This is a genomic window from Paracoccus ferrooxidans (genome assembly GCF_029909815.1).
In the GTDB taxonomy this organism is placed as follows: domain Bacteria; phylum Pseudomonadota; class Alphaproteobacteria; order Rhodobacterales; family Rhodobacteraceae; genus Paracoccus; species Paracoccus versutus.
On record NZ_CP038198.1, the window covers coordinates 1682505 to 1708357 of the forward strand.

Here is a 25853-nt window from a genome sequence, read left to right on the forward strand (position 1 = left end):
GACGAAAGGGCGGGGGACATGCCGGGGCGGATCCTTGTTTCGCTGTTGCTGCTGCTGGCGGCCTGCGCGCCGCGCGGCGAGATCACCGTCGCCCCCGAGGCGGCGCGCCTTGGCCATGTCGAGCGCATCTATGTCGCCACCAACCGCACCCCCGAGGGCAGCCGGCAGGAAGGCGTCAGCTTTGGCCGGGTCGATGTCTCGGTCCCGCCCGAGCGGCGGCCCGGCACCATCACCTATCCCCGCAAGGGCGCGAGGCCCGATCCGCAGCGGGACTTCCTGGTCTCGGAATATGCCCGCTTTGCCCGGCCCGAGGATTTCCAGGCCGACCTGCGCCGCGCCGTCGCCGCCCGCCCGCCGGGCGACCGCGACGTTGTGCTGTTCGTGCATGGCTACAACAACACCTTCGCCGAGGGGCTTCATCGCTTTGCCCAGATCGAGCGCGACCTGAGCCTGCCGGGCGTGCCCTTGCATTTCTCATGGCCGTCGCGCGGGCAGCCGCTGGCCTATGCCGCGGATCGCGACAGCGTGCTTTATTCCCGCGACGGGCTTGAGCGCAGCATCGAGATCGCCGCGCAGGCGGGCGGCGGCAGGGCGATCCTGGTCGCGCATTCGATGGGCGCCCTGCTGCTGATGGAAAGCCTGCGCCAGATGGCCATCGCGGGCGAGCGCCGCACCCTGGACCGGATCGGCGCGGTGGTCCTGCTTTCGCCCGACATCGACGTGGGCGTGTTTCGCACCCAGGTCCGGGCCATCGGCAGGCTGCCGCAGCCCTTCGTCATCTTCACCTCGGGGCGGGACCGGGCACTGAACCTGTCGGCGCTGATCTCGGCCGAGCCGGTGCGGCTGGGCAGCCTGACCGATGCCGGGCCCGTGGCGGACCTGCCGGTGATGCTGGTCGATGTCGGTGCCTTCTCGACCGGGGACGGGCATTTCAACGTGGCGACGTCGCCCGCGCTCTTGCGCATCCTGGCGCAGGCGCAGGAGCTGAACAGCGTGTTTTCCGAGGACGTGGGCGGCGGAGTCGGGCCGCTGACCCGCGCGGCGCTGCATGCCGAGCGGGCGGCGCAGATCGTGATCTCGCCGGCTTTCTAGCGGCGCAGGTAGACGTAATAGGCGCCCTCGCCGCCATGGCGGCGGTGCGCGGGGCGGACTTGCAGCACCACGGCGTTCAAGGGCGGCATGTGCAGCCAATGCGGCACGTTGTGGCGCAGCGCGCCCGGCCTGACCGGCAGCGGCGCGTCCGGCCCGCCTTCGCGCCCCTTGCCGGTGATGACCAGCACCAGCCGCCGCCCTTCGGCCTTGGCTTGCAGGATGAAGCGGATCAGCACCGGCTGGGCCACGGCCAGCGTCATGCCGTGCAGGTCGATGCGCGCCTCGGGGGCAAGCTTGCCGCGGTTCATCTGGCGATGCGTCTTGTGATCCATGCGCAGCGGCTGGGCATGCAGCGCCTCGCGCGGGGGCGGCGACAGGTCCAGCCGGGTCGAGCCCGAGCCGGGCTGCCCGCCGATCCGCAGCCCGGCCAGCGGCAGGGGCGCGGCCTGCGGCATGGCGGGCGGCTTTTTCAGCGGCTGGGGCGCAGGCGCGGGCTCCGCCTGCTTGCGGGCAGGGTGCATCGGCACCGCGGTCGCGGCGACGCGGGACCACAGGGCCTTGTCCTCGGCCGAGAGTCCCCGCCGCCGTGCCATGGTTCAGGCCGTGGCGACCAGCTGCCAGTTCGGGTCGTCCTGACCCATGCGGCGGGCGAAGGTCCAGGTGTCGCGCTGCTTGCGGGCGGCCTTGGGGTCGCCCTCGACCACGTTGCCGTCGGCGTCGCGGGTGGCGACGATCATCTCGCCGACGAAGCGCACCGAAAGCTCGGCCATGCCGGTCGCCGGGGTGAACTCGGCCCCCGCCAGCGCGGTTTCGCGGGTGCCCAGGAACTGCGCCTCGGTGGTCAGGTTGCGGGCCTTGCGATCCTCGATCACCGATTCGAACGCTTCGGCCACCGGCGGCGCCAGGAAGCCGCGCACCTCGGACAGGTCGCCGCGTTCGAAGGCCATCAGGATCATCTCATAGGCGGATTTCGCGCCGGACAGGAACGGGCCCACGGCGAAGTCGGGCTCGACCCGCTTCATCTCGGCCAGCGCCTTGGCGGCGGGGCTGCCCGGTTCGGCATGGTCGGTGATGTCGCTGTCGCCCGCCTCGGCGGTGCCGTCGATCACGTCGAAGCGGCGGCGCTGGACCGGCTCTTCGGGGACGCGCGGCGGCTCGAATCCGTCGCGGGTGCCAAGAACCCCGCGCAGGCGCAGGATCAGGAACACGGCGATCGCCCCAAGGACGAGCAGTTGCAGCAGGGGGTTCGACATCAACGGACCTAACGAGCTTTGTAACGGCGCTTTCACATGCTTATGTAGGGTGAGGACCGGCCCAAGTCCAGTTGGGCGCCGGGAAATAGAAAGTGCCGGAGGAAAAAGGCGTTATGTGGCTGCTGTTGCCCTTCGTGATCCTGCCTATCGTCGAGATCGCGCTGTTCATCCAGGTGGGGGGCGCGATCGGCGTCCTGCCCACCATCGCGCTGGTCCTGGCCTCGGCCGTGGCCGGCGTGGCGGTGATGCGCCACCAGGGTGCACGCGCCGCGCTGGACGTGCAGCGCGCCATGCAGGATTTTCGCGATCCCGCCCGGCCGATGGCGCATGGCGCGCTGGTGATGATCGCCGGGCTGCTGCTGGTGGTGCCGGGCCTGTTCACCAGCACGCTGGGGCTTTTGCTGCTGATCCCGGCGGTGCGCAGCCTGATCCTGCGGCAGATGGCCGCGCGCATGCGGGTGACGGGCACCGGCTTCAGCTATCGCCAGAGCTATGGCGCCGAGGGCGATTTCGGCGCCGATCCGGCGGGCTTGCGCCGTGGCCCCGGCTGGCGCGAGGACGGGGTGATCGACGGCGAATATTCGGTGCAGGACGACCCGCCCGGCCCGGTGCGCGAAGGGCTGACCGACCAGGGCGACGCGGCGCCTCCGCGGCGTGGCAATTCCGGCTGGACCCGGCATTGAGCGCCGGGCGGCGGGGTGCTAGAACCCCGTCAGATCCGAGGAGATTTCCATGAGCGACGAGAACAACAGCGACGCCGCCGCCGCGTCCGAGGCCCAGAATGCAGCGCAGCCGGCCGTGCGGCTGCAGATCCTGACGCAATATATCCGTGACCTGTCCTTTGAGAACGCGGTGGCGCAAAAGGGCCTGCCCTCGGGCGAGGTGCAGCCGGAAATCAGCGTGCAGGTCAGCCTGGATGCCCGCAAGCGCCCGACCGAGCACCAATACGAGGTGATCAGCAAGTTCCGCGTGCAATCCGCGAACGCCGCCGACAAGTCGCCCCTGTTCCTGTGCGAGCTGGATTACGGCGGCATCTTCCATGTCGAGGGCGTGCCCGAGGACCAGCTGCACCCCTTCCTGATGATCGAATGCCCGCGCATGTTGTTCCCCTTCGTGCGGCGCATCGTGTCGGACATGACCCGTGACGGCGGCTTCCCGCCCTTCAATATGGACCCGGTGGATTTCGTGGCGCTTTACCGCCAGGAAATCGCGCGCCGGGCGCAGGCCCAGCGGCCGGCCGACCAGCCGCTGTCCTGAGCTGATCACTTCTGCGTGAGGCATGCCCCCATCGGCCCGCGGCCCCCCGGTCGCGGGCCTTTTGCTTGCCCGGCGCGCCCGCCCAAGCGGCGCTGGCGCGGCCGCGGCGATGGCGCTAGTTTCGCGCGGCACAAGACGGAGAGCGGCATGGCGAAAGGCGCGAAACGGGCCTGGCAGAGGATGCTGTCGGGGCGCAGGCTGGATCTTCTGGACCCGACCCCCGTGGATGTCGAGATCGGCGACATCGCCCATGGCCTTGCCTTCGTCGCGCGCTGGAACGGCCAGACCCGCGGCGACTGGGCCTATAGCGTGGCCGAGCATTCGCTGCTGGTCGAGGAAATCCACGCCCGCAGCAACCCCGATTGCGAGCCGCGCTGGCGGCTGGCGGCGCTGCTGCACGACGCGCCGGAATATGTCATCGGCGACATGATCTCGCCGGTCAAGGCGGCGCTTGGGCGGGAATACGGGGAAATGGATGCGCGGCTGGCCGCGGCGATCCATCGCCGCTTCGGCCTGCCCGCGCAATTGCCGGCGGTGGTGAAGCGCGCGATCAAGCGGGCCGACCGCATCTCGGCCTGGCTGGAGGCCGTGCAGATCGCCGGGTTTTCCAGGGCCGAGGCGGATCGCCTGTTTCCCGCGCCCCGGCCGGAATTGCTGCAGGGGCTGGAAATACGCCTGCGCCCGCCCCTGGAAACGCGCAATGCGTTTTTATCGCGCTTTACCCAGCTTATTGCGGAAATCGACCGCAAAGCGTGATCCCGGACGAAAAAGCCCCGCATCCTGGATGCGGGGCGATGGGCTCAGATTTCCATGGCGTCCAGTTTCTTGCCGGCATCCAGCGCCTCTTGCACCCAGCGCGGCTTGCGGCCGCGGCCGGTCCAGGTCTGCGAGGGATCGGCGGGATTGGCGTATTTCGGCGCCACCTTGCCGCGCGCCTGCTTGGCGACGGTCAGGTCGGCAAGGTTGAAGCCAAATTCGCGCGCTGCACTTTCGGCAGCCGCCAGCGCCTCGCGCTTGCGGCGGTCCTCGAAGGTGGAAATGGCACGGTCGAGCTTGTTGCGCAGATCCCGAAGTTCCCGCAAGGACATTGCGTCCAGGTCTATGCTCATATCTTTATCCTTGGTTTTGGCAGTATGCTCTCACTATTTGCATTCCAATATGAATTGCAATCTTTTTTGAGAACCGGATTATTAACGCGGGCTGCGTTTGGCCAAAATCCGCTGGAGAGTCCGCCGGTGCATATGCAACCGGCGCGCCGTTTCGCTGACATTGCGGTCGCATTGCTCATAGACGCGCTGGATATGTTCCCAGCGCACCCGGTCGGCGGACATCGGCGTTTCGGGCGGGGGCGGCAAAGTGTCGCCCCGCGCCAGCAGCGCATGGGTCACGTCGTCGGCATCCGCCGGTTTCGACAGGTAATCCGTCGCCCCCATCTTGACCGCGGCCACCGCCGTCGCGATGGCGCCATAGCCGGTCAGCACGACGATCCGGGCATCCTCGCGCGCCTCGCGCAGGGCATCCACCACATCGAGCCCGTTCCCATCCTCGAGCCGCAGATCGACCACCGCATAGGCGGGCGGGTGTTCGGCCACCGCCGTCCGCGCCTCGGCGACCGAGGCGGCGCGGGCGACCGAGAAGCCGCGTTTTTCCATCGCACGGGCCAAACGGTTCAGAAAGATCTCGTCGTCGTCGACCAGCAGCAGGCTGGGGTCGGGGCCGATTTGGTAATCCTCTGCCATATTCACTTGCCCTTGAAAGTTCACTGTTGATTAGAGTGTTTTGTCCAGTCGGTCAAACCCCGTTGCCTGACGCCGCGTCAATGAAACAGGCGGTGCGTTCCGCAAGTTGCTGCGCGGAAAGCTCGCGGCCGAAGAGCTCGACAGTGCCGATGCCGGGAATCACAAGATAGGTATTGGTCATGTGATCCACCAGATAGTTCTGCGGATCTTCCTGGTCATTCACCTTGTAATAGTTGCGCCAGGCTTTCGCGACCGCATCAATCTCGGCCGTGGTTCCGGTCAATCCGATCATCCGTTCGTGCATGGCCTGGGTAAAATCGCCCAGCACCTCGGGCGTGTCGCGTTTGGGATCGACGGAAATGAAGACCGGCGTGACCGTCATTCCCCGTTCCTCCAGCATCGCCACTGCCTCGGCATTGCGGGCGCTGTCCAGCGGGCAGACATCCGGGCAATAGGTATAGCCGAAATAAAGCAGCGCCGGCTGCGCCAGCGCCTGCCGGTCGCTGACCCGCCGCCCGTCCTGGTCCGTCAGCTCGAAGGGCGCGCCCAGGCTGTCCAGCCCGCCCTGCACCCCGCCCTGGCGACAGGGGGCAAAGGGATCGGCCGCGCCGCGCGACAGCCACAGCCCGCCCGTCACCAGCACCAGGGCCGCGGCCAGGCTGCCGAGGATCAGGATCGTTCCGTCTTTGCCCATCAGGCGCGTCTCCGTCCGCTTGGACGCATTGATCGCCCATCCGGCCATGGGTATCAATGCAAAAGCCCGTCCCATCAGGAAGTCCCAGCGTGCCCCTCGGCCTTGTTTCCCACCGCATCGACCTGCTGCCCGGCCAGCCCGCGCCCGAGCCGATCCGCCTGCGCACCCTGATCCTGCTGCGCTGGGTGGCGATCGCGGGACAGCTGGCCGCCGTCGGCGCGGCGCTGGTGATCGGGGCGGATTTCCCGCTGGCGGCGGTGCTGGCGGTGATCGGCCTGGCGGTGGCGCTGAACCTGGCGCTGACGATGCGGCCGGACCGGCGCATCTCGGCCCGCGAGGCGGCCTGGCAGCTGGGCTTCGACCTGGGGCAGGTGGCGGCGCTGCTGGCGCTGACCGGCGGGCTCTCGAACCCTTTCGCCCTGCTTTTGCTGGCGCCGGTGACGGTCGCCGCCACCGCCCTGCCGCCGCGGCAGTTGCTGGCGCTGGGGGCCGCGACCTTCCTGATGGTCACGCTGTCGGCGATCTGCGCCCAGCCGCTGACCTTCGGCGCCGGCGGCCTGGTCACGCTGCGCGAGCCGCTGCTGGTCGGCCACTGGTTCGCCATCGTGATCGGCGCGGTGTTCTTTGCCGGCTATGCCCGGCTGGTCGCGGCCCAGGTCAACGCCACCTCGGACGCGCTGTTCGCCGCCCGCCTTGCGCTTGAGCGCGAGCAGAGGCTGCAGCATCTGGGCGGCGTGGTCGCCGCCGCCGCGCATGAGCTGGGCACGCCCCTGGCCACGATCAAGCTGGTCAGCGCCGAGCTGGCGGACGAGCTGGACGAGGCCCTGCCCGAGCGCGAGGATCTGGCCGAGGACGTGGCCCTGCTGCGCCAGTCCGCCGACCGCTGCCGCGACATCCTGAAATCCATGGGCAGCGCCGGGCGCGACGACCTGCTGATCCGCTCGGCCCCGCTGACCGAGGTGCTGGCCGAGGCCGCCGCCCCCCACCGCGGCCGCGGCGCCGAGATCATGGTCCAGCCCCCGCCCGAGCCGCTGATCGTCCAGCGCGACGCCGCGGTGATCCACGGGCTGCGCAACCTGATCCAGAACGCCGTCGATTTCGCCGCCCGCCGCGTGACCATCGAGACCGGCGCCGACCGCCGCGACCTGTGGGTGCGGATTGCCGACGACGGGCCGGGCTTTCCCCCCGCGCTGCTGCCCCGCATCGGCAGCCCTTTCCTGACCACCCGGCCGCGGGCCGAGGACGGCCGCAGCTACGAAGGCATGGGGCTGGGCCTGTTCATCGCCAAGGCGCTGCTGGAACGCTCGGGCGCGCGGCTGCGCTTTGCCAATGGCGCCAAGGGCGGCGCCGAGATCCTGGTGACATGGCCGCGCGACATGATCGAGGCCCAGGATCGTATCCCCCTGGGCCCCAATCCCGAGATTCTGGCCTGATCTCCAGCCGCGTTAACCACTTCTTAAATTATCCCGCTATAGTTGTGGGTGGCTGTATCGTGCGGGGATGTTTCGATGGTTGCGCAATTCCTTATCGCCTTCGCGGCGGCGGGGCTGGCGGTCCTGCTGGCGCTGGCGTGGCTTCGGCTGGCGGACCGGGGCCTTGCCGGGGCGCCGGCGGCGCGCGGATTGGAGCGTGCGCTTGAACCGATCGCCTTCCTGTTTCGCGACGGGACGCTGGTCGATGCCACCGTGCCGGCGCGCACCCTGCTGGCCAGCCTGCCCGGCGACAGCGAATGGCAGCGGCTCAGCGCATGGCTGGGCATGCGCCTGCCCGAGTTCAGCGCGCTGCTGCCCGACCTGGGCGGCGCCGCGCGGATCGAACTGACAGAGCGCGGCGGCCACAGCCCGCTGCGGCTTCTGGCCGAGGATCTGGGTGAAGGGCTGCTGCGGCTGACGCTTGCCGACCCCGCGGCCGAGGATGCCGGCATCCTGGTCGATTCGCTGTCCCTGCACGCGATGGAGCAGGAGCTGGAAATCCTGCGCAGCGCCATGGACCATTCGCCTATGCTGGCCTGGCGGCAGGATTTGCAGGGGCAGGTCACTTGGGCCAATTCGGCCTATCTGAACCTGGTCGAGGCCAAGGCCCAGGGGCAGACGGTCTGGCCGCTGCCCCGCATCATCGACTTGTCGGCCCGGCCGGCCCAGCCCGCCGCCCCCGGCGGCGCGCGGCGGATGCAGATCGACCATGACGGGCAAAGCCGCTGGTATGATTGCCACCTGCACGAGATCGGCGGGCAGACCGTGGCCATCGCCCTGCCCGCCGATGCGGCGGTGCGGGCCGAACGCTCGTTGCGCGAATTCGTCCAGACCCTGACCAAGACCTTTGCCGACCTGCCCATCGGGCTGGCGATCTTCGACCGCGAGCGCAACCTGCAGCTGTTCAACCCGGCGCTGATCGACCTGACCGGGCTTGCCACCGGCTTCCTGACCGCGCGGCCGACGCTTTACGCCTTTCTCGACCGGCTGCGCGAGGCGCGGATGGTGCCGGAGCCCAAGGATTACCGCAGCTGGCGCAACCAGATGAACACGCTGGAGGCCGCCGCCTCCTCGGGGCACCATGTCGAGATGTGGTCGCTGCCCGGCGGGCAGACCTATCGCGTGACCGGCCGGCCGCATCCCGACGGCGCGGTCGCCTTCCTGTTCGAGGACATCACCTCGGAAATCTCGCTGACCCGCAAGTTCCGCGCCGACCTGTCGCTGGGCGCCGAGGTGCTGGACGCGCTGGAGGATGCGGTGGCGGTCTTTGCCGCCAATGGCGAGCTGCTGATCTCGAACCGCCGCTATGCCGAGCTGTGGGGCGCGGCGGCGCCCGCCACACTGGAGGGCCATGTGCAGGTCTGGACCCAGGCCTGCGGCGCAAGCCCCGGCCTGGTCGCCCTGCGCGACGCGCTGAACGCGGCGCTGCCGGACGAGCCGCTGCGCGGGGCCATGGCCGGGCCGGCGGGCGGGCTCTTGTCCTGGGGGCTGCGCGGCCTGTCCGGCGCGCGGCTGCTGCTGAGCTTTGCCGCCCCGGTGCCGCCCCTGCCGATGGGGCGCGAGGCGCCGCGCGCCGCCGACAAGCCCGAGCCCGCGGCATCTGCCGCGATGCAGCGCGCCCTGACCGGCTGATCGGGTCTTGCCCTGCGGACGCGGCTGCGCTTCCCTTGCGAAAACTGTCGGAAAGGGATCATGGATGGCGGATGCAAGGGGGCGGTCGTGACCGCGGGGCCGGATGTCCTGGCCGGGCGGCGGGTGCTGTTCGTCATGGCCGTGGATGCCGAATACGGCCCGCAACTGCGGGCGCGGATTTCGCCGCTGATGACCGGCGTCGGCCCGGTCGAGGCGGCGGTGGCGCTGACCGCGGCGCTCTCGGGCCTTCAGGCGCGGGGCGAGTTGCCGGACCTGGTGGTATCGCTGGGCTCGGCCGGTTCGCGCCGGCTGGCGCAACTGGGCATCTACCAGGTCGCCTCGCTGGAATATCGCGACATGGATGCCTCGGCCCTGGGTTTCGCTAGGGGCGAGACGCCGCTTCTGGGCCTGCCGGTGCGCGTCGAGCTGCCCTTGCGGATCCCCGGCATCGCCGCGGCCAGCCTGGCGACCGGGGCCAGCATCGTCAGCGGCGCCGGCTATGACGCCATCGCCGCCGAGATGGTCGATATGGAAAGCTTCGCGGTGCTGCGCGCCTGCCAGCGCTTCGACCTGCCGCTGATCGGGCTGCGCGGCATTTCGGACGGGGCCGAGGAACTGGCGCAGCTCTCGGACTGGACGCGCTACCTGCACCTGGTCGATGAGCGCCTGGCCGAGGCCGTGGACCGGCTGGCCGAGGCGCTGGAGCGGGGCGAACTGGCGCTGTAGGTGGTGCCGTCCTTGGCGGCTCCGGCGAGAGGCAGGGCGCGCCCGCGTCCAGCCCGTCCGGTGCCCTTGCCGCGTCGCAGGGCGCGCGTCATCGGGGCAAAGCCGGCCTGCGGCAAGATGCGCCGGCCAGTGCCTTGCGGGATGGCGCCATCGCCCAGCACAACCGCGGCGACAAGGGCTGCGGCATCGTCGCCGGCGATCTCGATCATCGCGTGGTTGCGCATCATCGACCCGTCGACCGAAAGCGGGAAGGGCTTAACCAGCCCTCGCCCCCTTGCCGGCGGCGGGCCAGGCGCCTAGTCGCCGCCGACCAGCACCTGCCCCTCGGGCCAGCGCAGCGTGGTGGTCAGGGTGATGATGCGCTCCTCGCCCGCGCCGATGCTGCCGTTCCAGACCAGCAGCCCGCGCTTGCCCTCGGGGTCGGTCTCGTCGGGGCTGGGATCGGCGGACCAGTCGATGCGCAGGTTTTCCTGGGTCGAGACCGGCACGCGGTCGATCACCCGCAGCGGCCATTCCTCGCCCGTCAGGTTGCGCAGCCGCAGGATCGCGGTTTCCCGCCGCTCCGAGGATTTCGAGATCAGCCCGCGATTGCCCTCGATCTCGTCGGGGATGCGGCGTTCCAGCTTGATGCCGGTCAGCGGGCCGAAGCCCAGCTTCATGTCGTCCCCGGCGGCGGTCAGTTCCAGCGCGCCGCGCCCGACCATGGCGCCGTCGGCATGAAAGGTCGCGTCGCCGGGCAGGATCACCGCCCCGGTGGAGTTGACCGTATCCGCCACCAGATAGGCGGTGTTGTCGCGTCGCGGCACCGCCTCGGCGACGATCTCGGGCGCCAACTCGTGCGAATCCAGCGGCAGGCGCAGCGCATCGGCGCCGGCACGCATGTCCACCGGCGTCGGATAGTCGTAGACTACGGTCTCGCCCACCATCCCCGCCAAGGCCGCGCCGGCCACGGGTGCCGGCGCAGCTATCGCGCGTTCCATCGAATCCATGGCGGCTTCGGCCATGGGCGCGGCCGAGCGGCTGTAAAGCTTGGCCTCGGACTCGCCGATGCGGGGGAAGTCCGGCTGCAATTCGCTGGGCGCCGACTGGTCCATCGGCCGGGCGGTGGACAGCACCAGATGCACGCCGCGCCAGTCCTCGCCGGTGTCCTGCCGCACCAGCAAGCCGCGATCCAGCCGCAGCCTACCCTCCTTGCGCTGCAGGGACAGGTCGTAGACCGGCTCCCAGCTGGCCGCGTCGGTCAGGCTGGTGATGCGGATGCGGGCGGGCTGGCCCTGTCCCTGCACGGCGATCACCAGCGCGCCGCGATCCGCATCCGGGTCGCGCAGCGCCTCGAGCCGGGCCTCGGCGCGGGCCAATTCGTCGGCCAGCTCCTCGCGGCCGGCATCGGCGGCTTCGGCTTCCAGCCCGGCGCGGATCGCGGTCTGGCGGGCCTGCAGCAGTTGCTCGCCCACCACGCGGGCCAGCGCCGCGATGTCGGCGGTGCCGGCGGCGTCGGATTCGGCCAGCTTCATCAGGAAGTCGATGCTGTCCTCGGCCGCCTCGGCCCGCGCCTTGATCTCGGCCACGCCGGCATCGCGTTCGGCCAGCGCGGCTTTCAGGCGGCGGACCTCATCCTCGGCCGCGCGCAATTCGGGGGATTTCGCCGGGGTTTCCGGCAAGGCGCGTTCCTGCTGGAGGCCGGTCGCGCCGATCACCGCGCCTTCGGCCGCAATGCGCAGGCTGGCGGGGTCGATGCCCGCGGGCATGCCGGGGATCACCAGCTCATGCGCGCCGGCGGGCAGGTCCAGCGTCGCCTCGCGGGTGACGCCGGCACCCCAGGGATAGACGGTGACATCGGTGACGCGGGCCACGGTTTCGATCCGATCGGCCAGGGCGGGGCCGGCCAGCAGGATGGCGGTGGAAATCAGCAGATGGCGCATCGGGCCCCCCTTGTCATGACCCGGCCAAGGTCCGCGAGGGGGCCCTGAAATGCAAGAGGGCGCCCCCGCGAAACCCGCGGGGGCGCCCTCACATATCCGTATCGGATCAGCCCTTCTTCAGGCAGCGATTGCCCAGAAGCTCGGCGATCTGCACCGCGTTCAGCGCCGCGCCCTTGCGCAGGTTATCGCTGACGATCCACATGTTCAGGCCGTTTTCCACCGTCACGTCCTGGCGGATGCGGCTGACGAAGGTGGCGAAATCGCCCACGCATTCCACCGGGGTCGAGTAGCCGCCCGGCTCGCGCTTGTCGATCACCAGCACGCCCGGCGCCTCGCGCAGGATGTCGCGGGCCTCGTCCTCGTCCAGGAAATCCTCGAACTCGATGTTCACCGATTCCGAATGGCCGACGAAGACCGGCACGCGCACGCAGGTCGCCGTGACCTTGATCGCCGGATCGACGATCTTCTTGGTCTCGACCACCATCTTCCATTCTTCCTTGGTGTCGCCGCTGTCCAGGAAGACGTCGATCTGCGGGATCACGTTGAAGGCGATCTGCTTTTGGAACTTCTTCGGCTCGACTTCCTGGCCCGGAACATAGACGCCCTTGGTCTGGTTCCACAGCTCGTCCATGCCCTCTTTGCCGGCGCCCGAGACCGATTGGTAGGTCGAGACGACGACGCGCTTGATGCGGGCACGGTCATGCAGCGGCTTCAGCGCCACCACCATCTGCGCGGTCGAGCAGTTGGGGTTCGCGATGATCATCTTGTTGCGGTAATCCTCGACCGCGTCCGGGTTCACCTCGGGCACGACCAGCGGGATCTCGGGGTCGTAGCGGTAAAGCGACGAGTTGTCGATCACCACGCAGCCCTGCGAGGCGGCGATGGGCGCATAGGTCTTGGTTGCGTCCGAGCCGATGGCGAACAGCGCGATGTCGCAGCCGGTGAAGTCGAACCCCTCGATATCCTTGCATTTCAAGGTCTTGTCGCCATAGCTGACCTCAGTGCCAATGCTCCGGCGCGAAGCCAGAGCGACAACCTCATCAGCAGGAAACTGGCGCTCGGCCAGGATGTTCAGCATTTCACGGCCCACGTTCCCCGTGGCGCCGGCGACAACGACCTTGTAGCCCATTGGGGTCTCCTTCAACAAAGGACGCCGCGATATAGGGGGTATTGCGGCAAAGGGAAAGCGAGATTTCGTCAAAACGCCCGCTGATCTGGCAGGATTTCGTCTTAATACCGAAGAATCCGGCGATCTGCCAGAATGAGTTCCCGCACCCATTCGGATTCGCCTTTGAAATCATGGGGAACCTGCTCGGCGGTCCGCCGGCCGGAAAGCGAGAGCGAGGCGAAGAAATCGAAGCCGTAAAGCTCCAGCCGCGCCATTTGCGAGCGCGCGATCAGGTCGATCATCATCGCGCCGGTGGTGGGCGGGGCGCCCAGCCGCACCATCAGCGCCCGGTAATCCGCCAGCGGGTGCAGGTAGAAACCGGGGCTGGAGGCGGTGCGCCAGTCCAGCCGCTTGCGCTTGGGCGACATCCACAAAAGGCGCGCGGGCGCGATGCGGGCGCGGTCGGCATCCGAAAGCCGCACCGCCAGCGCCAGCCAGTCGGTGCGGCTGCCGTGGCTTTCGGCCGAGGGCATCGGCGCGCGATTGATGCGGATCACCAGGTCGGCGGCGTCGATCTGCGCGCCGTGCCGGGCCTCGGCCAGCGCGCGGGCATTGCCGATCAGCGCGACACGCTTGCCCGCCAGATCGTCCAGAAGCGCGGATTGCGGCGCCGAGAGACGTTGCAGCGCGCCCTCATCCCGCAGGGTGCGGGCGACCAGGAAGCCGAGCCGGTTCACGACAGCAGCCCGCGATAGACCTCGACCAGGGCGCGGGCCTCGGTCTCGATGGCGTGGTTCGCCGCGACATGGGCGCGGGCCGCCTGCCCCGCCGCCTGCCGCGCGGCATCGTCGTCCAGCCAGCGCGCGACGGCGGCCTGCATGGCGGGCTGGTCCTCGGGCGGGACCAGGCTGCCGGTCACGCCGTCCCGGACCAGTTCCTCGAAGGCGCCGACGCGGGTCGCCACCACGGGAACGCCGCAGGACATGGCCTCGAGCGGGGTCAGGCCGAAGCCCTCCCAGCGTTGCGGCGCGACATACAGGTCCAGCGCGCCATACCATGCCGCCATCCGGTCCACCGGCACCTCGGGCGGGAACAGGATGCGCTGGGACAGGCCCGCCCCGGCCACCTGCGCCTTCAGGTCCGCCAGATAGGCGCGGTGCTTTTCCGTGGCCCGGCCCATGACCAGCGCGGTTACGCCGGGGCGCGAGGGCAGCAGGGCCAGCATCGCCTGCACGAAATCGCCGGTGCCCTTTTGTGCCCGGATGCGGCCGTAGCAGCCGACCAGCACCTGGTCCGGCGGCAGGCCCAGGCTTGCGCGCAGCGCGGCCCGGTCGGCGGGGGGGGCGAAGCCGTCGGTGTCGATGCCGTGGTGGATCACGCGGGCCGGACGCTCCAGATAGGCCGCGCCCCTGGCCGAGGTCGCCACCAGCGCGTCCATCCGCGAGATCAGCCATTTCGTATAGCGGCTGTGCCGGCGCTGCGAGGCCGAGGTAAAGAGCAGCCGATAGCGCCGCCGCAGCACATGCCGCAGCACCAGCCCCAGCGCCATTTCCGTGTTCCGCCGGGCGTGCCAGACCCGCCAGCGGTCGCGCGGCAGCAGCGCGGCGCGGGCCAGCGGGATATGCGGCAGGCCGGGCGGCAGGCCGGGGCCGGTGGCGACGATGCCGATCATCCCGGCCTGCACCGGGATCAGCCGCACCACGGTCGCCGTCACGCCCGACAGGCGGCGTTTCAGGTTCGGGGCGACCACGTCGATCCGGTCGGCGGGTATCTCAGGCATCGGGGGTCTCGGGCGTCAGGAAATACAGCAGGAACCCCACCGTAAGCGGAATCAGGAAGAACAGGAACAGGGTCGAGTAAGCCTCGGCCGGGGTGCCGTGGGCGCTGGCCCAGCGATAGACCGGGCGCGAGGTGAATTGCAGCACCCCGGCCCCGCCGATCGAGAACAGGTTGAGGAAGGTGACGCCCCGCCCCACCAGGTGCGGGGGCAGGAAGGCCCGGCCATGCGCCATCAGCACGGTATAGGTCGCGCCCGACAGCCCGACCAGCGCCAGCAGCGCCACCGACAGCGCCACGCCCTCGGCCGGAAACAGCCACAGCCCGGCCATGACCGCCACGCCCGCGGCATTGGCGATCAGCGCCAGCCGCCGGATCGAGCCGACCAGCCGCGTCGCCGGCCCGACCAGGAAACTGCCGACCACCATGGCCACGCCCATGGCCAGCGTCGCCCAGCCGATCAGCTGGTCCGAAGCGCCGTGGACCTCGGCCATGTAGGGCCCGGCCCAAAGGCCGCGGATCGCGGCCGAGGCGGCATAGTTCACGGAAAACAGCGGCAGGATGAACCATAGCGGCCGCAGCCGCAGGATCTCGGCCAGCGATCCGCGCGGCGCGGTGGCCGCCAGCCGTTCCGGGTCGCGGGTAAAGGCCAGGATCGCCAGCGCCACCGCCAGCGTGACCCCGGCCAGCGCCCACAGCGTCTCGCGCCAGCCGAAGGCCTCGGTCGCCCAGACCAAGGGCGCGGCGCCCAGGATGTTGCCCATCGAGCCAAAGCCGACCACCGCGCCCGCCAGGGTGCCGAACAGCGCCGCCGGATAGTTGCGGGCAAAGATGTAATAGCTGCCCATCAGCGCCGGCGCGCAGCCGATCCCCATCAGAGCCAGCGCGACATGCAGGTGCCAGGGCGCCTGCGCCAGGGCAAAGACCGCCGCCCCGCCCGCGCCCCCCAGCGCCAGCAGCACGGCCACCGTGCGCCGCGGCCCGGCGCGGTCCAGCGCGCCGCCGATGGGGATCTGCATCAGCGCGAAGGTCAGGAACCACATCCCCGACGAGATCGCCAGATCCTCGGGCCCTGCCCCCAGCTCTGCCTGCAAGACCGGCGACAGCACGGCCAGGAAGGCGCGGTAGAACTGACTGAGCGTATAGGCCAGGATCAGGCTGATGATCCCCGCCGACAGCAATGCGCGCATGAACCGTCCCCCTCCGCTGCACCGGGCCGAGATTTGTCGATTGCCCGGCGGGACGCAATGGCCCCCGCGGGCCGGATCAGGCGGTTTTCGCGGCGCCCTCCAGCCGGGCCGGCGCCTCGCGCACCGGCAGGTGGATCAGCGCGCTGAAGGCGCCGACGCCCACGCCGACCCACCAGACCATGGTGTAGTCGCCATAGATGTCATAGAGCTTGCCGCCCAGCCACACGCCCAGGAACGAGCCGATCTGGTGGCTCAGGAACACGAAGCCGTAAAGCGTGCCCATGTAGCGCAGCCCGTAGATATAGGCGACCAGCCCCGAGGTCAGCGGCACCGTGGCCAGCCACAGCCCGCCCATCACCAGCGAAAAGACGATGACGCTGGTGGGCGTGATCGGCATCAGGATGAAGGCGGCGGCGGCGATGGTGCGCAGGGTATAGATCCCGGCCAGCAGGTATTTCTTGGTATAGCGCTTGCCCAGCCAGCCGGCAAAGATCGAGCCGGCGATATTCGCCAACCCGATCAGCGAGATCGCGGCCGCCCCCAGCGTCGAGGTGGTGGTGATGCCGATGCTGGCCAGCGTGCCCATGGGGCTGATCGGCCCGCACATCTCGGTCACCATGGCGGGGAAATGCGCGGTGATGAAGGCCAGCTGGTAGCCGCAGGAAAAGAAGCCGGCAAAGATCATCAGATAGGACGGGTCGGTGAAGGCGCGCTTCAGCACCGAGCCCATGCTTTCTTCCAGCTCGCTGCGGCTGGCGGGCTTGCCGCTGCCCAGCATGGGCAGGAAGAACAGGCAGGCCAGCACGATCACGCCGAAGATGACGAAGACGCTCTGCCACGGGTAATGCATCAGCAGCACCTCGGCCAGGGGCGCGCCGAAGACCTGCCCGGCCGAGCCGGCGGCGGTGCCGATCCCCAGCGCCAGGCTGCGGTTCTCGTCGCTGGCGGCGCGGCCGATCACCGCCAGGATGACGCCGAAGCCGGTGCCGGCGATGCCGAAGCCGACCATGACCTCCAGCAGCTGCATGGCCAGCGGGTCGGTCGCATAGGCCGTCAGGATCAGCCCGGCGGAGTAAAGGAAGGCGCCGATGATGACCGACCAGCGGTCGCCCCAGCGCTCGGCCAGGGCGCCGAAGATCGGCTGGCCGATGCCCCAGGCCAGGTTCTGGATGGCGATGGCCATGCTGAACTCGGCCCGCGGCCAGTCGAATTCCTGCGCGATCGGGATCTGGAAGACGCCGAAGCTGGCCCGCAGGGCAAAGTTGATCAGCAGGATGATCGAGCCGCCGATCAGCACCGGCGTGAACAGCGGCGCGCGCATTGCCTTGGTCATGTTGCCCTCCCTCTCGCAGCCTGCAATTCCTGCGCCCGGCCGGGGGCCGCGTCAATGGCGTCGATTGCCTGAATCGGGCGGCGGCGCTAGCCTTGGGTTTCAACGCCATGCGGGGAACTGGATGTATCAGGTGATCGGAACCGGCAAGAGCCGCGCCATGCGCGTGCTGTGGATGCTCGAGGAACTGGGCCAGCCCTATGAACATGTCGCCGTCAACCCGCATAGCGAGGGCGTCAGGCCCTTCAACCCCGCCGGCAAGGTGCCGGTCCTGGTGGTGGACGGCGTGCCCGTCACCGATTCCACCGCGATCCTGACCTATCTGGCCGACAAGCACGGCGCGCTGACCCATCCGGCGGGCACGCTGGACCGGGCGCGCCAGGACAGCCTGACGCAATTCGTGCTGGATGAATTCGACGCCGCGCTGTGGCTGGCGGCGCGCCACAGCTTCGTGCTGCCCGAAGAGATGCGGCTGGCGGCGATCAAGAACACGCTGCGCTGGGAATTCGAGCGCAGCCAGCGCACCCTGGTGCATCGCATCGCCGAGGGGGGCTTCCTGATGGGCGACCGCATGACCGTGCCCGACATCATCCTGGCGCATTGCCTGACCTGGGCGCTGACCGCGCGCTTCCCGATCACCGAACACCGGCTGACCGACTACCTCGAGATGATGCGCGCCCGCCCGGCCTATCTGCGGGCCGCGGCCAGATAGGCGGCGGCGCCGCGCCCGGCCAGCCGCCCGGTGGCCAGGCAGCCGGTCAGCAGGTAGCCGCCGGTCGGCGCCTCCCAGTCCAGCATCTCGCCGGCGGCAAAGACGCCGGGCAGCGCCTTCAGCTCCAGCCCCGCGGTCAGGCTTTCGCCGGCGATCCCCCCGGCCGAGGAAATCGCCCGCTCGATGCCCATCGCGCCTTGGTGCCGCAGGTGCAGCGCCTTGGCGCGCATGGCCAGCCGCTCGGGCTCAAGGGGCAAGGGCCGGCCCCATTCCATCAGCAGCGCCGCGCGCAGCGGATCGCCCAGCACCCGCCGCAGCCGGTTGCCGACCGAGAGCTTCGAGGGCGCGCGCGCAAGGCGCCGCGCCAGTTCCTCGGGCGCGAGATCGGGGGCCAGGTCGACGAAAGCCTCGGCCCCGTCGCGCATCGCGGCCGCGACCTCGTAGATGCCGCCGCCCTCGATGCCTTCGGCCGTCACCACCCATTCGCCGCGGCCGACGCGATCGCCGACATGCAGCGCGACGCCCTTGGCCGCCTGGCCGAAATGCCGCACCATCTGCGCCGACCAGGCGACGCGAAACCCCATGTTCGCCGGCCGGAACGGCGCCACCACCACGCCCTTGTCGCGAAGCCACGGCACCCAGGCCGCATCCGAGCCGAGCCGCGGCCAGCTTGCCCCACCCAGCGCCAGCACCACGACGCGGGGCCGCAGCAAGGCCACCCCGCCCGGAACCTCGAAGCACCAGTCCTGGCCCTGAAAGCCGGTCCAGCGCCAGCGCGTCCGCAAGGCGACGCCCTGCCCCGCCAGCCGCGCCAGCCAGGCCCGCAGCAATGGCGAGGCCTTCATGCCCACAGGGAACACCCGCCCGGTCGAGCCGGTGAACAGCTCCACCCCCAGCCCGCGTGCCCAGGCCATCACCGCTTCGGGCCCGATTTCTTCGTTCTGCAAATACTCCGGGGGACGCGCGCCCGACCCCGTCGAGGGGTCGGGCGCGCGGGGGGCAGAGCCCCCGTATTGCGTCACGAACAGCGCCCAGGGCTCGTCCCTGGTCAGGTTCAGCCCGGATTTTCCCGCCATCAGGAATTTGCGCGCCGGGGTCGGCATGGCCTCGGCCACCACCACCCGCGCGCCCTGCCCGGCCAGCACCTCGGCCGCCATCAGCCCCGCCGGCCCGGCACCGATCACCAGCGCCTCGACCTCCGCCGCCTCGCTCACCGCCCGCCCCGCGGCATCATGCACAGCCGCAACAGCATCCGCTCCATCAGCGCCATGGCCGGCGCGCGCGAGGACGAGCGCAGCACCAGGTCGGTGTCGATCAACTGGTGGATCGCATCCTCCAGCGCCCGCATGCCCCAGTCCTGCGCCTGACGAATCATCCGGTCGCGGCGCGGGCCGAAGACCGGCGGCCGCAGCCGGGCCAGCCCCGCCCCCGGCCCGCCGGGGTCCGAGGCCGCCGCGTGCAGCGCCCGGAAATGCCGCAGCGCCGCGATGCACAGCGTCACCGGCAGGGTTCCCTGTCCCTCGATCCGCCGCATCAGCGCGCCGAATTCGCGCGCGCGGCCCTCGGCCACGCAGTCGATCAGCTCGTCCACCTCGGCCTCGATGGTCGCGGGCGCCAGCGCGGCGATCTCGGCCGGTGTCAGCGGCTCGGCATCGCCATGCTTGTAGAGACCGATCTTTTCCACCGTCTGCCGGAAATCGCCGGGATCGAGCGCCCGCGACAGCGCCATCAGGTCGCGCATGGCGTCGCGCGGCACCTCGCGCAGGCCGGCATCCTTCAGCCAGCGCCCGACCTCGTCCTCGCCGGGCGGGTCGTCATAGATCGGCGCGGCCACAGCGGCGGGATGCGGCTCGAACAGCTTGCGCAGCGCGGAGGACTTGCTCAATCCGCCCGCCGCGACCACGATCACCGCGTCGCCCGGCTTCCATTCCGCGATGGCCGAGGCGATGGCCGGCGCCGCCGCGTCCGGCGCGTCGTCGACCAGCACCACGCGCTGGCCGGGAAAGAACCCCACCGCCTTGACCGCGTCCAACAGCGCCGCCGGATCCTTGCGCAGGTCGGCGCCGGGAATGCGGGTCAGGCGCATCTCTTCCTCGGCCCCCGCCCCGACCAGGGCCTTGACCGCCTCGGCCCGCTTCAGCGCCACGCGCATCGCGTCCTGGCCATGGATCAACAGCGCCGGGCGCGTCGGATCGGGCCGCGCCAGGTAGCGTCCGATCTCGGCGCCCTTCAGGATCATGGCACGGCGTCGGGCTGGATGGCCAGCAGCCGCGTCACCACCTGGTCGGCCAGCATCCGCGCCAGCCGCTCATGCGCGTCCTGTTCGGCGGCCATGGTGGCGATGGTGGTGCCGGTGGTGGAATAGGAGGTAAAGCTGCTGACCTGCCCGCGCGTCACCTCGCGGCCGGTGCCGGCCTCGGTCAGGGTGAAATCGGCGGTGCCGTTCAGTGCATAGCGCGTCGTCACCTCGTCGGGGGTGATCGCCTGCGGCACCACGGCGATGCGCAGCCGGTAGTCGAGCAGGAAGCGCGCCTGCGCATCGGGCCCCAGCCGCTCGGCGATGCGGCCGGCAAAGGCAAAGTCGTCGGGCGTGCGCGGATCGGCGGTGCGGACCTGGCCGAACAGCTTGCCCCCCGTCCCCCCCGGCCCGTAGACCGGGGAAAAGCCGCAGCCGGCCAGGGCCAGCGCGCCCAGGATCACCGCCCGCCTAGACCACGACATTGACGATCCGCCCCGGCACCACGATCAGCTTCTTCGGCGCCTGACCCTCCATGAAGCGCTGCACGGTCTCGTCGGCCAGCACGATGGCCTCGATCTGGTCCTTGGGCATGTCCTTGGGCACCTCGATCTCGGCCCGGCGCTTGCCGTTGATCTGGATCGGCAGCACCACGCTGTCGGAAACCAGCATCGCCGGGTCCGCCTTGGGCCAGGCGGCATCGACCACCATGCCCTGCCCGCCGGCCTTGGCCCAGACCTCTTCGGCCAGGTGCGGCACCATCGGCGCCATCAGCTGCGCCAGGATGCGCAGCGCCTCGCGCCGGCTTTCGCCGCCCGCGGCCGACTTGGCCGTCGCGTTCGCCAGCTCATAGATCTTGGCCACGGCCTTGTTGAAGGCAAAGCCCTCGATGGCGCGCGTCACCTCGTCGATGGCGCGATGCGCGGCGCGGGTCAGCTCGGGATCGGCCCCGCCCTCGGGGATCTCGTCGGCCAGCCGCCAGACCCGGGCGAGGAAGCGGTTCGCGGCCTCGGCCCCGGCGGCGGTCCATTCCACGTCGCGCTCGGGCGGGCTGTCGGACAGCATGAACCAGCGCGCGGTATCGGCGCCGAAGCTTTCGACGATGTTCACCGGATCGACGACGTTCTTCTTGGACTTCGACATCTTGGCCGAGGGAATCACCTCGACCGGCGTGCCGTCGGCCAGCTTGCCGTCCACCACGTCCTCGGGCAGGTGATAGACCGGGCGCCCGCGCTCGTCGCGGGTCATGTAGATCTCATGCGTGACCATGCCCTGGGTGAACAGCGCGTCGAAGGGCTCCTTGGCGCCTTCCGGCAGGTGGCCGGTCCTGACCATGGCGCGGGCGAAGAAGCGGGAATAGAGCAGGTGCAGGATCGCGTGTTCGATGCCGCCGATATACTGGTCCACGTTCATCCAGTAGTCGGTCTCGGCCCGGTCGGTCGGCGTCGCCGCGTGCGGCGCGGTGAAGCGGGCGTAATACCAGGACGAATCGACGAAGGTGTCCATGGTATCCGTCTCGCGCCGGGCCGGGCCGCCGCATTTCGGGCAGGTGGTCGCGGCCCAGGTCGGGTGCCGGTTCAGCGGGTTTCCGGGCACCTCGAAGCTGACGTCCTGCGGCAGCAGCACCGGCAGGTTCGCCTTGGCCTCGGGCACGGTGCCGCAGGCGTCGCAATGCACCACCGGGATCGGGCAGCCCCAATAGCGCTGGCGCGAGATGCCCCAGTCGCGCAGGCGGAACTTGGTCACGCCCTCGCCATAGCCGGCGGCCTCGGCGTGCAGGATGGCGGCATCGACCGCGGCCTCGCCGGTCTGGTCGGCCTCGCCGGCGAAGCCGCGCACATAGGTCACGGTCTCGGATTTCAGCGGCACATAGGGCGCCTTGGCCACCAGCGCGTCGGCGGCGGCCAGGTCCATGCCGCGCTCGCCGAAGGTGGCGCGGATCGGCAGGCCGTATTTGGTGGCGAATTCATGGTCGCGCTCGTCATGCGCGGGGCTGCCGAAGATGGCGCCGGTGCCGTAGTCCATCAGCACGAAATTGGCGATCCAGATCGGCAGCTGCCAATCCGGGTCCAGCGGGTGGCGCACGGTCAGCCCGGTGTCGAAGCCCATCTTGGGCGCGGTCTCGATGGCTTCCTCGGTGGTGCCGATGCGGCGGCATTCCTCGACGAAAGCCGCGACCTTGGGGTCGGATGCGGCCAGCGACTTGACCAGCGGATGATCCGGCGACAGCGCCACGAAGCTGGCGCCCATCAGCGTGTCGGGCCGGGTGGTGTAGACCTCGATCTGCGGGAAATGGGGCAGGCCGACGGTTTCAAAGCGGAATTGCAGCCCGCGCGACTTGCCGATCCAGTTGGCCTGCATCAGCCGCACCTTTTCCGGCCAGCCCTCCAGCCCGTCCAGCGCCGACAAAAGCTCGTCCGAGTAATCCGAGATCTTGAAGAACCACTGAGTCAGCTCCTTGCGCTCGACCGTGGCGCCGGATCGCCAGCCCTTGCCGTCGATCACCTGCTCGTTGGCCAGCACCGTCATGTCGACCGGATCCCAGTTCACCTGCGCCGACTTGCGGGTGATGAGGCCGGCCTCCAGCATGTCCAGGAACAGCGCCTGCTGCTGGGCGACATAGGCATCGTCGCAGGTGGCGAATTCGCGGCTCCAGTCGATGGACAGGCCCAGCGGCTTCAGCTGGCCGCGCATGGTGGCGATATTGCCATAGGTCCAGTCGCGCGGATGGCCGCCCTGCTCCATCGCCGCGTTCTCGGCCGGCATGCCGAAGGCGTCCCAGCCCATCGGGTGCAGCACGGAAAAGCCCTGCGCGCGCTTGAAGCGGGCCACGACGTCGCCCATCGTGTAGTTGCGCACATGGCCCATGTGGATGCGCCCCGAGGGATAGGGGAACATCTCCAGCACGTAATACTTGGGCCGCTCGTCCCGCACGGCGCGGAACGTATCGGCCTGCTCCCACGCCTCTTGCCAGCGCGGTTCGCTGATTGCGGGATCATAGGGCATGGAAACCTCCGGGCGACAGATTGCCCGCAGGGTATTAGCCGCTTGCCCGATGCAGGTCCAGCGGGCTCGGCGGGATCAGAGGTTGCGGTCCTGCACCCGCAGCTGCCGGGCCCGCGTCAGGATCGCATCCTCGACCGCGCGCACGGTATCGGGCGCCACGGCGGCGCCGCCCGCCCCCTGCAACGAGACCTTGAGCGCGCGGGCATCCAGCGCCGGGTCGCTGACCTTGATCGTGGCGCGATAGGACCGCCCGCCGCCCGGCGGGGTGCCGTAGCCGGTGACGATGACGCCGGTGAAGGGGTCGATCGACTGGATCGGCAGGAAGTTCAGCACGTCCAGGCTGGCGTTCCACAGGTATTTGTTGACCGCCACCGTGTCGTTGGGGTTGCGCCGGTCCGAGAACACGTCCCAGATCGTCTCGCGCCGCTCGACGGTCTGCGGCTGGGCCTGGCGATTCCCGCCGCCCGGCATCGAGGTCGCCGATCCGGCCGAGCCTGCCGAACCCAAGCCCGAGCCGCCCCCCGAACAGGCGGCAAGCCCCGCCAGGATCAGCAGGGCGGCGGTCAGCCGTGCGGCGCGTCTGGTCATCTGATGTCCCCCGGATCGTCCTTGCCGCGAGCCATAGCGCAATTCCGCCCCTTGCGACAAGAGAGGCTGCGCCCCTGGCCCGCGATCCCCCGTCCCGGAGGGGATATGGCTCGCGCGCGTAAGGGCGTTCGCGGCGGGGCGGGGGGCGTTGCAACGGGGTGTGGCCCATGTGCATCACAGCAGGTCGGAATCGGGCTAAGCCGATGCGATTCCGTTGCAATGCAGGGGGGAAAGCGCGACACAACTGGCATACCCCAAACCGGCATACCGGGTGGGGCATACGAGAGAGACAAGAGGGAAACATCATGAAAAAGGCTCTTATCGCCTCCACCGCGCTGCTCCTGACCGCGGGCGTGGCCGCCGCCGACGTCACGATCTCGGGCTACGGCCGGACCGGTGTGATCTACTACGAAAACACTGCTGCTCAAGACGCCGCCGGCGTGAACGAAGCGCGCATCGTCAGCCGCCTGCGGATGAACATCGACGCCTCGACCTCGACCGATTCGGGCGTCGACTTCGGTGCCCGCTTCCGCCTTCAGTGGGACCAGGGCGATACCGGCACCGGCTCGAACCCCGGCAAACTGTGGGTCAGCGCCCAGGGCTTCACCGTTGAGGTCGGCAACGTCGACACCGCCTTCGACTCGAACGGCCTGATCTACGCGACCGAACTCGGCTCCTATGACCGTTCGGTCGGCTTCAGCGCCGTGACCGGCAACTTCTTCGCCTACTCGGCGAAGAGCTATGGCCTCGGCCAAGCTGATCGCGTGGGCATCCGCGCCCTCTACACCCTGGCCGACGTGGAGCTGCAAGCGTCCTATGTCGATCCCGACCAGTCGGGCGTGAATGAAGCGAACCACGAAGAAGAGTTCTCGCTGTCGGCCGACTACACCTGGAACGACCGTCTGGAACTGTCGGCCGCTGCCGCGTTCAACGGCGAAGGCATCGACGGCAACGACATCTTCTTCCTCGGCGCCCGTTATGCCGTCATGGAAAACGCCCGCATCGGCCTGAACTATGTCAACGCCGAGGACTCGGCGGTGAACGCGGGTCCGGTGTCGGCCACCAACAACTATGGTCAGACCTTCGCCCTCTATGGCGACTACACCCTGGTTGACGGCCGCACCAACATCGAAGCCTACATCGCCAACAACGACGGCGACTGGGCTGCGAAAGAAACCGACAACGCGTTCGGTATCGGCGTGAACTACGACCTGGGCGGTGCCCGCCTGGGTGCGTCGCTCCAGCGCGACTACGAAGAGCGCGTGACCGCCGACATGGGCGTGCGCTTCGAGTTCTGATCCTACGGGATACGGAAAACAGGAAGAGCGGGCCTTGCGCCCGCTCTTTTCTTTTGGAAATCATGCCGCCATGGAACTGGATGACATCAGGCGCCGCATTGCCGCGGCCGAGAAAGCTGCCGGACGCGCGCCTGGCGCGGTCACGCTGATCGCCGTCAGCAAGGTGCAGCCCCCCGACCGGGTCGAGGCGGTGCTGGCGGCCGGCCATCGCGTCTTCGGCGAAAACTACGTGCAGGAGGCGGCGGGGAAATGGCCCGGCTGGCGCGAGCGTTTCCCCGGCATCGAGCTGCACATGATCGGCCCCCTACAGACCAACAAGCTGAAACTCGCGCTGGAGCTTTTCGACGCCATCCACACGCTCGACCGCCCCTCGCTGGCCGAAAAACTGGCGCGGCAGGTGCAGGCGCGCGGGGCCTGCCCGCAGCTTTTCGTGCAGGTGAACACCGGCGCCGAGCCGCAAAAGGCCGGCGTCCTGCCGGACGAGGCCGACGCCTTCATCGCCCGATGCCGCGCGCTGGACCTGGCGATCGCCGGGCTGATGTGCATCCCGCCCGAGGATCTGGACCCGGTGCCGCATTTCCGCGCCCTGCGTGATATTGCCGCACAGAACGGGTTGGCGGGGCTGTCGATGGGGATGAGCGCCGATTTCGAAACCGCCATCGCCGAGGGCGCGACCCATGTCCGCATCGGCAGCGCCATCTTTGGCGCGCGCGACTACGGCTGACCGCGGGGGCGCCCCGGTTCGTTAAGCCTTTATTAGCAATAAGGATGCGGGGCGGGCGGCGACGGGATAAGGTGCCAATGTGGGTCGCGTGATTCGCT

Annotated in this window: 26 protein-coding genes; 10 read left to right on the forward strand and 16 right to left on the reverse strand. The window is 69.5% G+C overall.

From position 1 onward, the window contains the following. Positions 1 to 18: 18 nt before the first annotated feature. A complete protein-coding gene (locus E3U26_RS08485) occupies positions 19 to 1092 on the forward strand; it encodes an alpha/beta hydrolase (RefSeq protein ID WP_243784983.1) in 1074 nt (357 codons plus the stop codon). On the opposite strand, the gene E3U26_RS08490 is transcribed toward E3U26_RS08485, so the two are convergent. Both E3U26_RS08490 and E3U26_RS08495 read right to left on the reverse strand, forming a co-directional pair. After that, positions 1089 to 1685, reverse strand: coding sequence for a Smr/MutS family protein (locus E3U26_RS08490; protein ID WP_072462135.1), 597 nt, complete (start codon positions 1683 to 1685; stop codon positions 1089 to 1091). The two genes, E3U26_RS08485 and E3U26_RS08490, sit on opposite strands and share 4 nt — an antisense overlap. 3 nt (positions 1686 to 1688) lie before the next feature. Beyond that, the gene (locus tag E3U26_RS08495) at positions 1689 to 2345 is read right to left on the reverse strand and encodes a Tim44/TimA family putative adaptor protein (RefSeq protein WP_072462134.1); all 657 of its coding nucleotides are present in this window, start codon (positions 2343 to 2345) and stop codon (positions 1689 to 1691) included. Positions 2346 to 2458: 113 nt separating this feature from the next. Here E3U26_RS08495 and E3U26_RS08500 point away from each other — a divergent pair, with 113 nt between their 5' ends. The 3 genes from E3U26_RS08500 (at position 2459) to E3U26_RS08510 (ending at position 4358) form a co-directional block, all read left to right on the forward strand. Then, the gene (locus tag E3U26_RS08500; protein ID WP_243784984.1) at positions 2459 to 3028 is read left to right on the forward strand and encodes an FxsA family protein; all 570 of its coding nucleotides are present in this window, start codon (positions 2459 to 2461) and stop codon (positions 3026 to 3028) included. A gap of 49 nt (positions 3029 to 3077) precedes the next feature. Further along, entirely contained in the window at positions 3078 to 3602 is a 525-nt protein-coding gene (secB, locus tag E3U26_RS08505; RefSeq protein ID WP_243784985.1) for a protein-export chaperone SecB, read from the forward strand. Positions 3603 to 3749: 147 nt separating this feature from the next. Further along, on the forward strand, positions 3750 to 4358 hold the full coding sequence (locus E3U26_RS08510) for an HD domain-containing protein (protein WP_243784986.1): 609 nt from the start codon (positions 3750 to 3752) through the stop codon (positions 4356 to 4358). A 44-nt stretch (positions 4359 to 4402) separates the two neighbouring features. On the opposite strand, the gene E3U26_RS08515 is transcribed toward E3U26_RS08510, so the two are convergent. The 3 genes from E3U26_RS08515 to E3U26_RS08525 all read right to left on the reverse strand — a co-directional run bounded on the left by E3U26_RS08515 (position 4403) and on the right by E3U26_RS08525 (position 6035). Further along, on the reverse strand, positions 4403 to 4711 hold the full coding sequence (locus E3U26_RS08515; RefSeq protein WP_036758604.1) for an H-NS histone family protein: 309 nt from the start codon (positions 4709 to 4711) through the stop codon (positions 4403 to 4405). 81 nt (positions 4712 to 4792) lie between these two features. After that, positions 4793 to 5341: an ActR/PrrA/RegA family redox response regulator transcription factor gene (locus E3U26_RS08520; RefSeq protein WP_036758606.1), complete on the reverse strand. Its 549-nt coding sequence runs from the start codon at positions 5339 to 5341 to the stop codon at positions 4793 to 4795. Positions 5342 to 5393: 52 nt separating this feature from the next. Next, a complete protein-coding gene (locus tag E3U26_RS08525) occupies positions 5394 to 6035 on the reverse strand; it encodes an SCO family protein (RefSeq protein ID WP_243784987.1) in 642 nt (213 codons plus the stop codon). Between the two features lie 89 nt (positions 6036 to 6124). On the opposite strand from E3U26_RS08525, the gene E3U26_RS08530 reads away from it, so the two are divergent. The 3 genes from E3U26_RS08530 (at position 6125) to E3U26_RS08540 (ending at position 9865) form a co-directional block, all read left to right on the forward strand. Then, positions 6125 to 7468, forward strand: a complete 1344-nt coding sequence (locus tag E3U26_RS08530) for an ActS/PrrB/RegB family redox-sensitive histidine kinase (protein ID WP_139293963.1) — start codon at positions 6125 to 6127, stop codon at positions 7466 to 7468. A gap of 75 nt (positions 7469 to 7543) precedes the next feature. Next, the gene (locus E3U26_RS08535) at positions 7544 to 9139 is read left to right on the forward strand and encodes a PAS-domain containing protein (RefSeq protein ID WP_243784988.1); all 1596 of its coding nucleotides are present in this window, start codon (positions 7544 to 7546) and stop codon (positions 9137 to 9139) included. Between the two features lie 60 nt (positions 9140 to 9199). After that, complete coding sequence (locus tag E3U26_RS08540) at positions 9200 to 9865, forward strand: 5'-methylthioadenosine/S-adenosylhomocysteine nucleosidase (protein ID WP_116223204.1); 666 nt, start codon at positions 9200 to 9202, stop codon at positions 9863 to 9865. A gap of 296 nt (positions 9866 to 10161) precedes the next feature. On the opposite strand, the gene E3U26_RS08545 is transcribed toward E3U26_RS08540, so the two are convergent. The 6 genes from E3U26_RS08545 to E3U26_RS08570 form a co-directional block, all read right to left on the reverse strand. Continuing rightward, positions 10162 to 11787 (reverse strand): DUF4139 domain-containing protein, encoded by a 1626-nt coding sequence (locus E3U26_RS08545; RefSeq protein ID WP_276241779.1) that lies wholly within the window; start codon positions 11785 to 11787, stop codon positions 10162 to 10164. 106 nt (positions 11788 to 11893) lie between these two features. Beyond that, a complete protein-coding gene (locus E3U26_RS08550) occupies positions 11894 to 12916 on the reverse strand; it encodes an aspartate-semialdehyde dehydrogenase (protein ID WP_114536283.1) in 1023 nt (340 codons plus the stop codon). A gap of 101 nt (positions 12917 to 13017) precedes the next feature. Further along, positions 13018 to 13632, reverse strand: coding sequence for a glycosyltransferase family 29 protein (locus E3U26_RS08555; RefSeq protein WP_243784990.1), 615 nt, complete (start codon positions 13630 to 13632; stop codon positions 13018 to 13020). Then, positions 13629 to 14675, reverse strand: a complete 1047-nt coding sequence (locus E3U26_RS08560; protein WP_036758617.1) for a glycosyltransferase family 4 protein — start codon at positions 14673 to 14675, stop codon at positions 13629 to 13631. Before E3U26_RS08560 ends, E3U26_RS08555 begins: the two co-directional genes overlap by 4 nt. Next, positions 14668 to 15861, reverse strand: a complete 1194-nt coding sequence (locus E3U26_RS08565; protein ID WP_036758620.1) for an MFS transporter — start codon at positions 15859 to 15861, stop codon at positions 14668 to 14670. Before E3U26_RS08565 ends, E3U26_RS08560 begins: the two co-directional genes overlap by 8 nt. 76 nt (positions 15862 to 15937) lie before the next feature. Further along, complete coding sequence (locus tag E3U26_RS08570) at positions 15938 to 17194, reverse strand: MFS transporter (RefSeq protein WP_036758622.1); 1257 nt, start codon at positions 17192 to 17194, stop codon at positions 15938 to 15940. A gap of 121 nt (positions 17195 to 17315) precedes the next feature. Between E3U26_RS08570 and E3U26_RS08575 the strand changes: the two genes are divergently transcribed. Beyond that, entirely contained in the window at positions 17316 to 17903 is a 588-nt protein-coding gene (locus E3U26_RS08575) for a glutathione S-transferase family protein (RefSeq protein ID WP_036758630.1), read from the forward strand. On the opposite strand, the gene E3U26_RS08580 is transcribed toward E3U26_RS08575, so the two are convergent. The 5 genes from E3U26_RS08580 to E3U26_RS08600 form a co-directional block, all read right to left on the reverse strand. Next, the gene (locus E3U26_RS08580; RefSeq protein ID WP_499105791.1) at positions 17879 to 19060 is read right to left on the reverse strand and encodes a TIGR03862 family flavoprotein; all 1182 of its coding nucleotides are present in this window, start codon (positions 19058 to 19060) and stop codon (positions 17879 to 17881) included. The two genes, E3U26_RS08575 and E3U26_RS08580, sit on opposite strands and share 25 nt — an antisense overlap. A gap of 53 nt (positions 19061 to 19113) precedes the next feature. Continuing rightward, positions 19114 to 20142 (reverse strand): DNA polymerase III subunit delta, encoded by a 1029-nt coding sequence (holA, locus tag E3U26_RS08585; RefSeq protein WP_036758634.1) that lies wholly within the window; start codon positions 20140 to 20142, stop codon positions 19114 to 19116. Beyond that, the gene (gene lptE / locus E3U26_RS08590) at positions 20139 to 20624 is read right to left on the reverse strand and encodes an LPS assembly lipoprotein LptE (protein WP_036758638.1); all 486 of its coding nucleotides are present in this window, start codon (positions 20622 to 20624) and stop codon (positions 20139 to 20141) included. The genes holA and lptE overlap by 4 nt, the downstream gene beginning before the upstream one ends. Next, on the reverse strand, positions 20611 to 23145 hold the full coding sequence (gene leuS, locus E3U26_RS08595) for a leucine--tRNA ligase (protein WP_276241777.1): 2535 nt from the start codon (positions 23143 to 23145) through the stop codon (positions 20611 to 20613). The genes lptE and leuS overlap by 14 nt, the downstream gene beginning before the upstream one ends. A 75-nt stretch (positions 23146 to 23220) precedes the next feature. Next, positions 23221 to 23733 (reverse strand): DUF3576 domain-containing protein, encoded by a 513-nt coding sequence (locus E3U26_RS08600; RefSeq protein ID WP_052096154.1) that lies wholly within the window; start codon positions 23731 to 23733, stop codon positions 23221 to 23223. 305 nt (positions 23734 to 24038) lie between these two features. On the opposite strand from E3U26_RS08600, the gene E3U26_RS08605 reads away from it, so the two are divergent. Beyond that, a complete protein-coding gene (locus tag E3U26_RS08605) occupies positions 24039 to 25031 on the forward strand; it encodes a porin (protein ID WP_243784994.1) in 993 nt (330 codons plus the stop codon). Positions 25032 to 25101: 70 nt separating this feature from the next. Then, complete coding sequence (locus tag E3U26_RS08610) at positions 25102 to 25755, forward strand: YggS family pyridoxal phosphate-dependent enzyme (RefSeq protein WP_243784995.1); 654 nt, start codon at positions 25102 to 25104, stop codon at positions 25753 to 25755. Positions 25756 to 25853 lie beyond the last annotated feature (98 nt).

Bases quoted from the DNA above. Each gene is read 5' to 3' on its own strand.
- E3U26_RS08580 (WP_499105791.1), bottom strand. From the start codon at position 19,060: ATGGCGGCCGAGGTGCTGGCCGGGCAGGGCGCGCGGGTGGTGGTGGCC.
- secB (WP_243784985.1), top strand. From the start codon at position 3,078: ATGAGCGACGAGAACAACAGCGACGCCGCCGCCGCGTCCGAGGCCCAG.
- E3U26_RS08525 (WP_243784987.1), bottom strand. From the start codon at position 6,035: ATGGGCAAAGACGGAACGATCCTGATCCTCGGCAGCCTGGCCGCGGCC.
- E3U26_RS08485 (WP_243784983.1), top strand. From the start codon at position 19: ATGCCGGGGCGGATCCTTGTTTCGCTGTTGCTGCTGCTGGCGGCCTGC.
- E3U26_RS08565 (WP_036758620.1), bottom strand. From the start codon at position 15,861: ATGCGCGCATTGCTGTCGGCGGGGATCATCAGCCTGATCCTGGCCTAT.
- E3U26_RS08610 (WP_243784995.1), top strand. From the start codon at position 25,102: ATGGAACTGGATGACATCAGGCGCCGCATTGCCGCGGCCGAGAAAGCT.
- E3U26_RS08495 (WP_072462134.1), bottom strand. From the start codon at position 2,345: ATGTCGAACCCCCTGCTGCAACTGCTCGTCCTTGGGGCGATCGCCGTG.
- leuS (WP_276241777.1), bottom strand. From the start codon at position 23,145: ATGCCCTATGATCCCGCAATCAGCGAACCGCGCTGGCAAGAGGCGTGG.
- E3U26_RS08575 (WP_036758630.1), top strand. From the start codon at position 17,316: ATGTATCAGGTGATCGGAACCGGCAAGAGCCGCGCCATGCGCGTGCTG.
- E3U26_RS08550 (WP_114536283.1), bottom strand. From the start codon at position 12,916: ATGGGCTACAAGGTCGTTGTCGCCGGCGCCACGGGGAACGTGGGCCGT.
- E3U26_RS08490 (WP_072462135.1), bottom strand. From the start codon at position 1,685: ATGGCACGGCGGCGGGGACTCTCGGCCGAGGACAAGGCCCTGTGGTCC.
- E3U26_RS08540 (WP_116223204.1), top strand. From the start codon at position 9,200: ATGGATGGCGGATGCAAGGGGGCGGTCGTGACCGCGGGGCCGGATGTC.
- E3U26_RS08605 (WP_243784994.1), top strand. From the start codon at position 24,039: ATGAAAAAGGCTCTTATCGCCTCCACCGCGCTGCTCCTGACCGCGGGC.
- E3U26_RS08570 (WP_036758622.1), bottom strand. From the start codon at position 17,194: ATGACCAAGGCAATGCGCGCGCCGCTGTTCACGCCGGTGCTGATCGGC.
- E3U26_RS08500 (WP_243784984.1), top strand. From the start codon at position 2,459: ATGTGGCTGCTGTTGCCCTTCGTGATCCTGCCTATCGTCGAGATCGCG.
- E3U26_RS08600 (WP_052096154.1), bottom strand. From the start codon at position 23,733: ATGACCAGACGCGCCGCACGGCTGACCGCCGCCCTGCTGATCCTGGCG.
- E3U26_RS08515 (WP_036758604.1), bottom strand. From the start codon at position 4,711: ATGAGCATAGACCTGGACGCAATGTCCTTGCGGGAACTTCGGGATCTG.
- E3U26_RS08560 (WP_036758617.1), bottom strand. From the start codon at position 14,675: ATGCCTGAGATACCCGCCGACCGGATCGACGTGGTCGCCCCGAACCTG.
- E3U26_RS08545 (WP_276241779.1), bottom strand. From the start codon at position 11,787: ATGCGCCATCTGCTGATTTCCACCGCCATCCTGCTGGCCGGCCCCGCC.
- E3U26_RS08520 (WP_036758606.1), bottom strand. From the start codon at position 5,341: ATGGCAGAGGATTACCAAATCGGCCCCGACCCCAGCCTGCTGCTGGTC.
- E3U26_RS08535 (WP_243784988.1), top strand. From the start codon at position 7,544: ATGGTTGCGCAATTCCTTATCGCCTTCGCGGCGGCGGGGCTGGCGGTC.
- holA (WP_036758634.1), bottom strand. From the start codon at position 20,142: ATGATCCTGAAGGGCGCCGAGATCGGACGCTACCTGGCGCGGCCCGAT.
- E3U26_RS08510 (WP_243784986.1), top strand. From the start codon at position 3,750: ATGGCGAAAGGCGCGAAACGGGCCTGGCAGAGGATGCTGTCGGGGCGC.
- lptE (WP_036758638.1), bottom strand. From the start codon at position 20,624: ATGTCGTGGTCTAGGCGGGCGGTGATCCTGGGCGCGCTGGCCCTGGCC.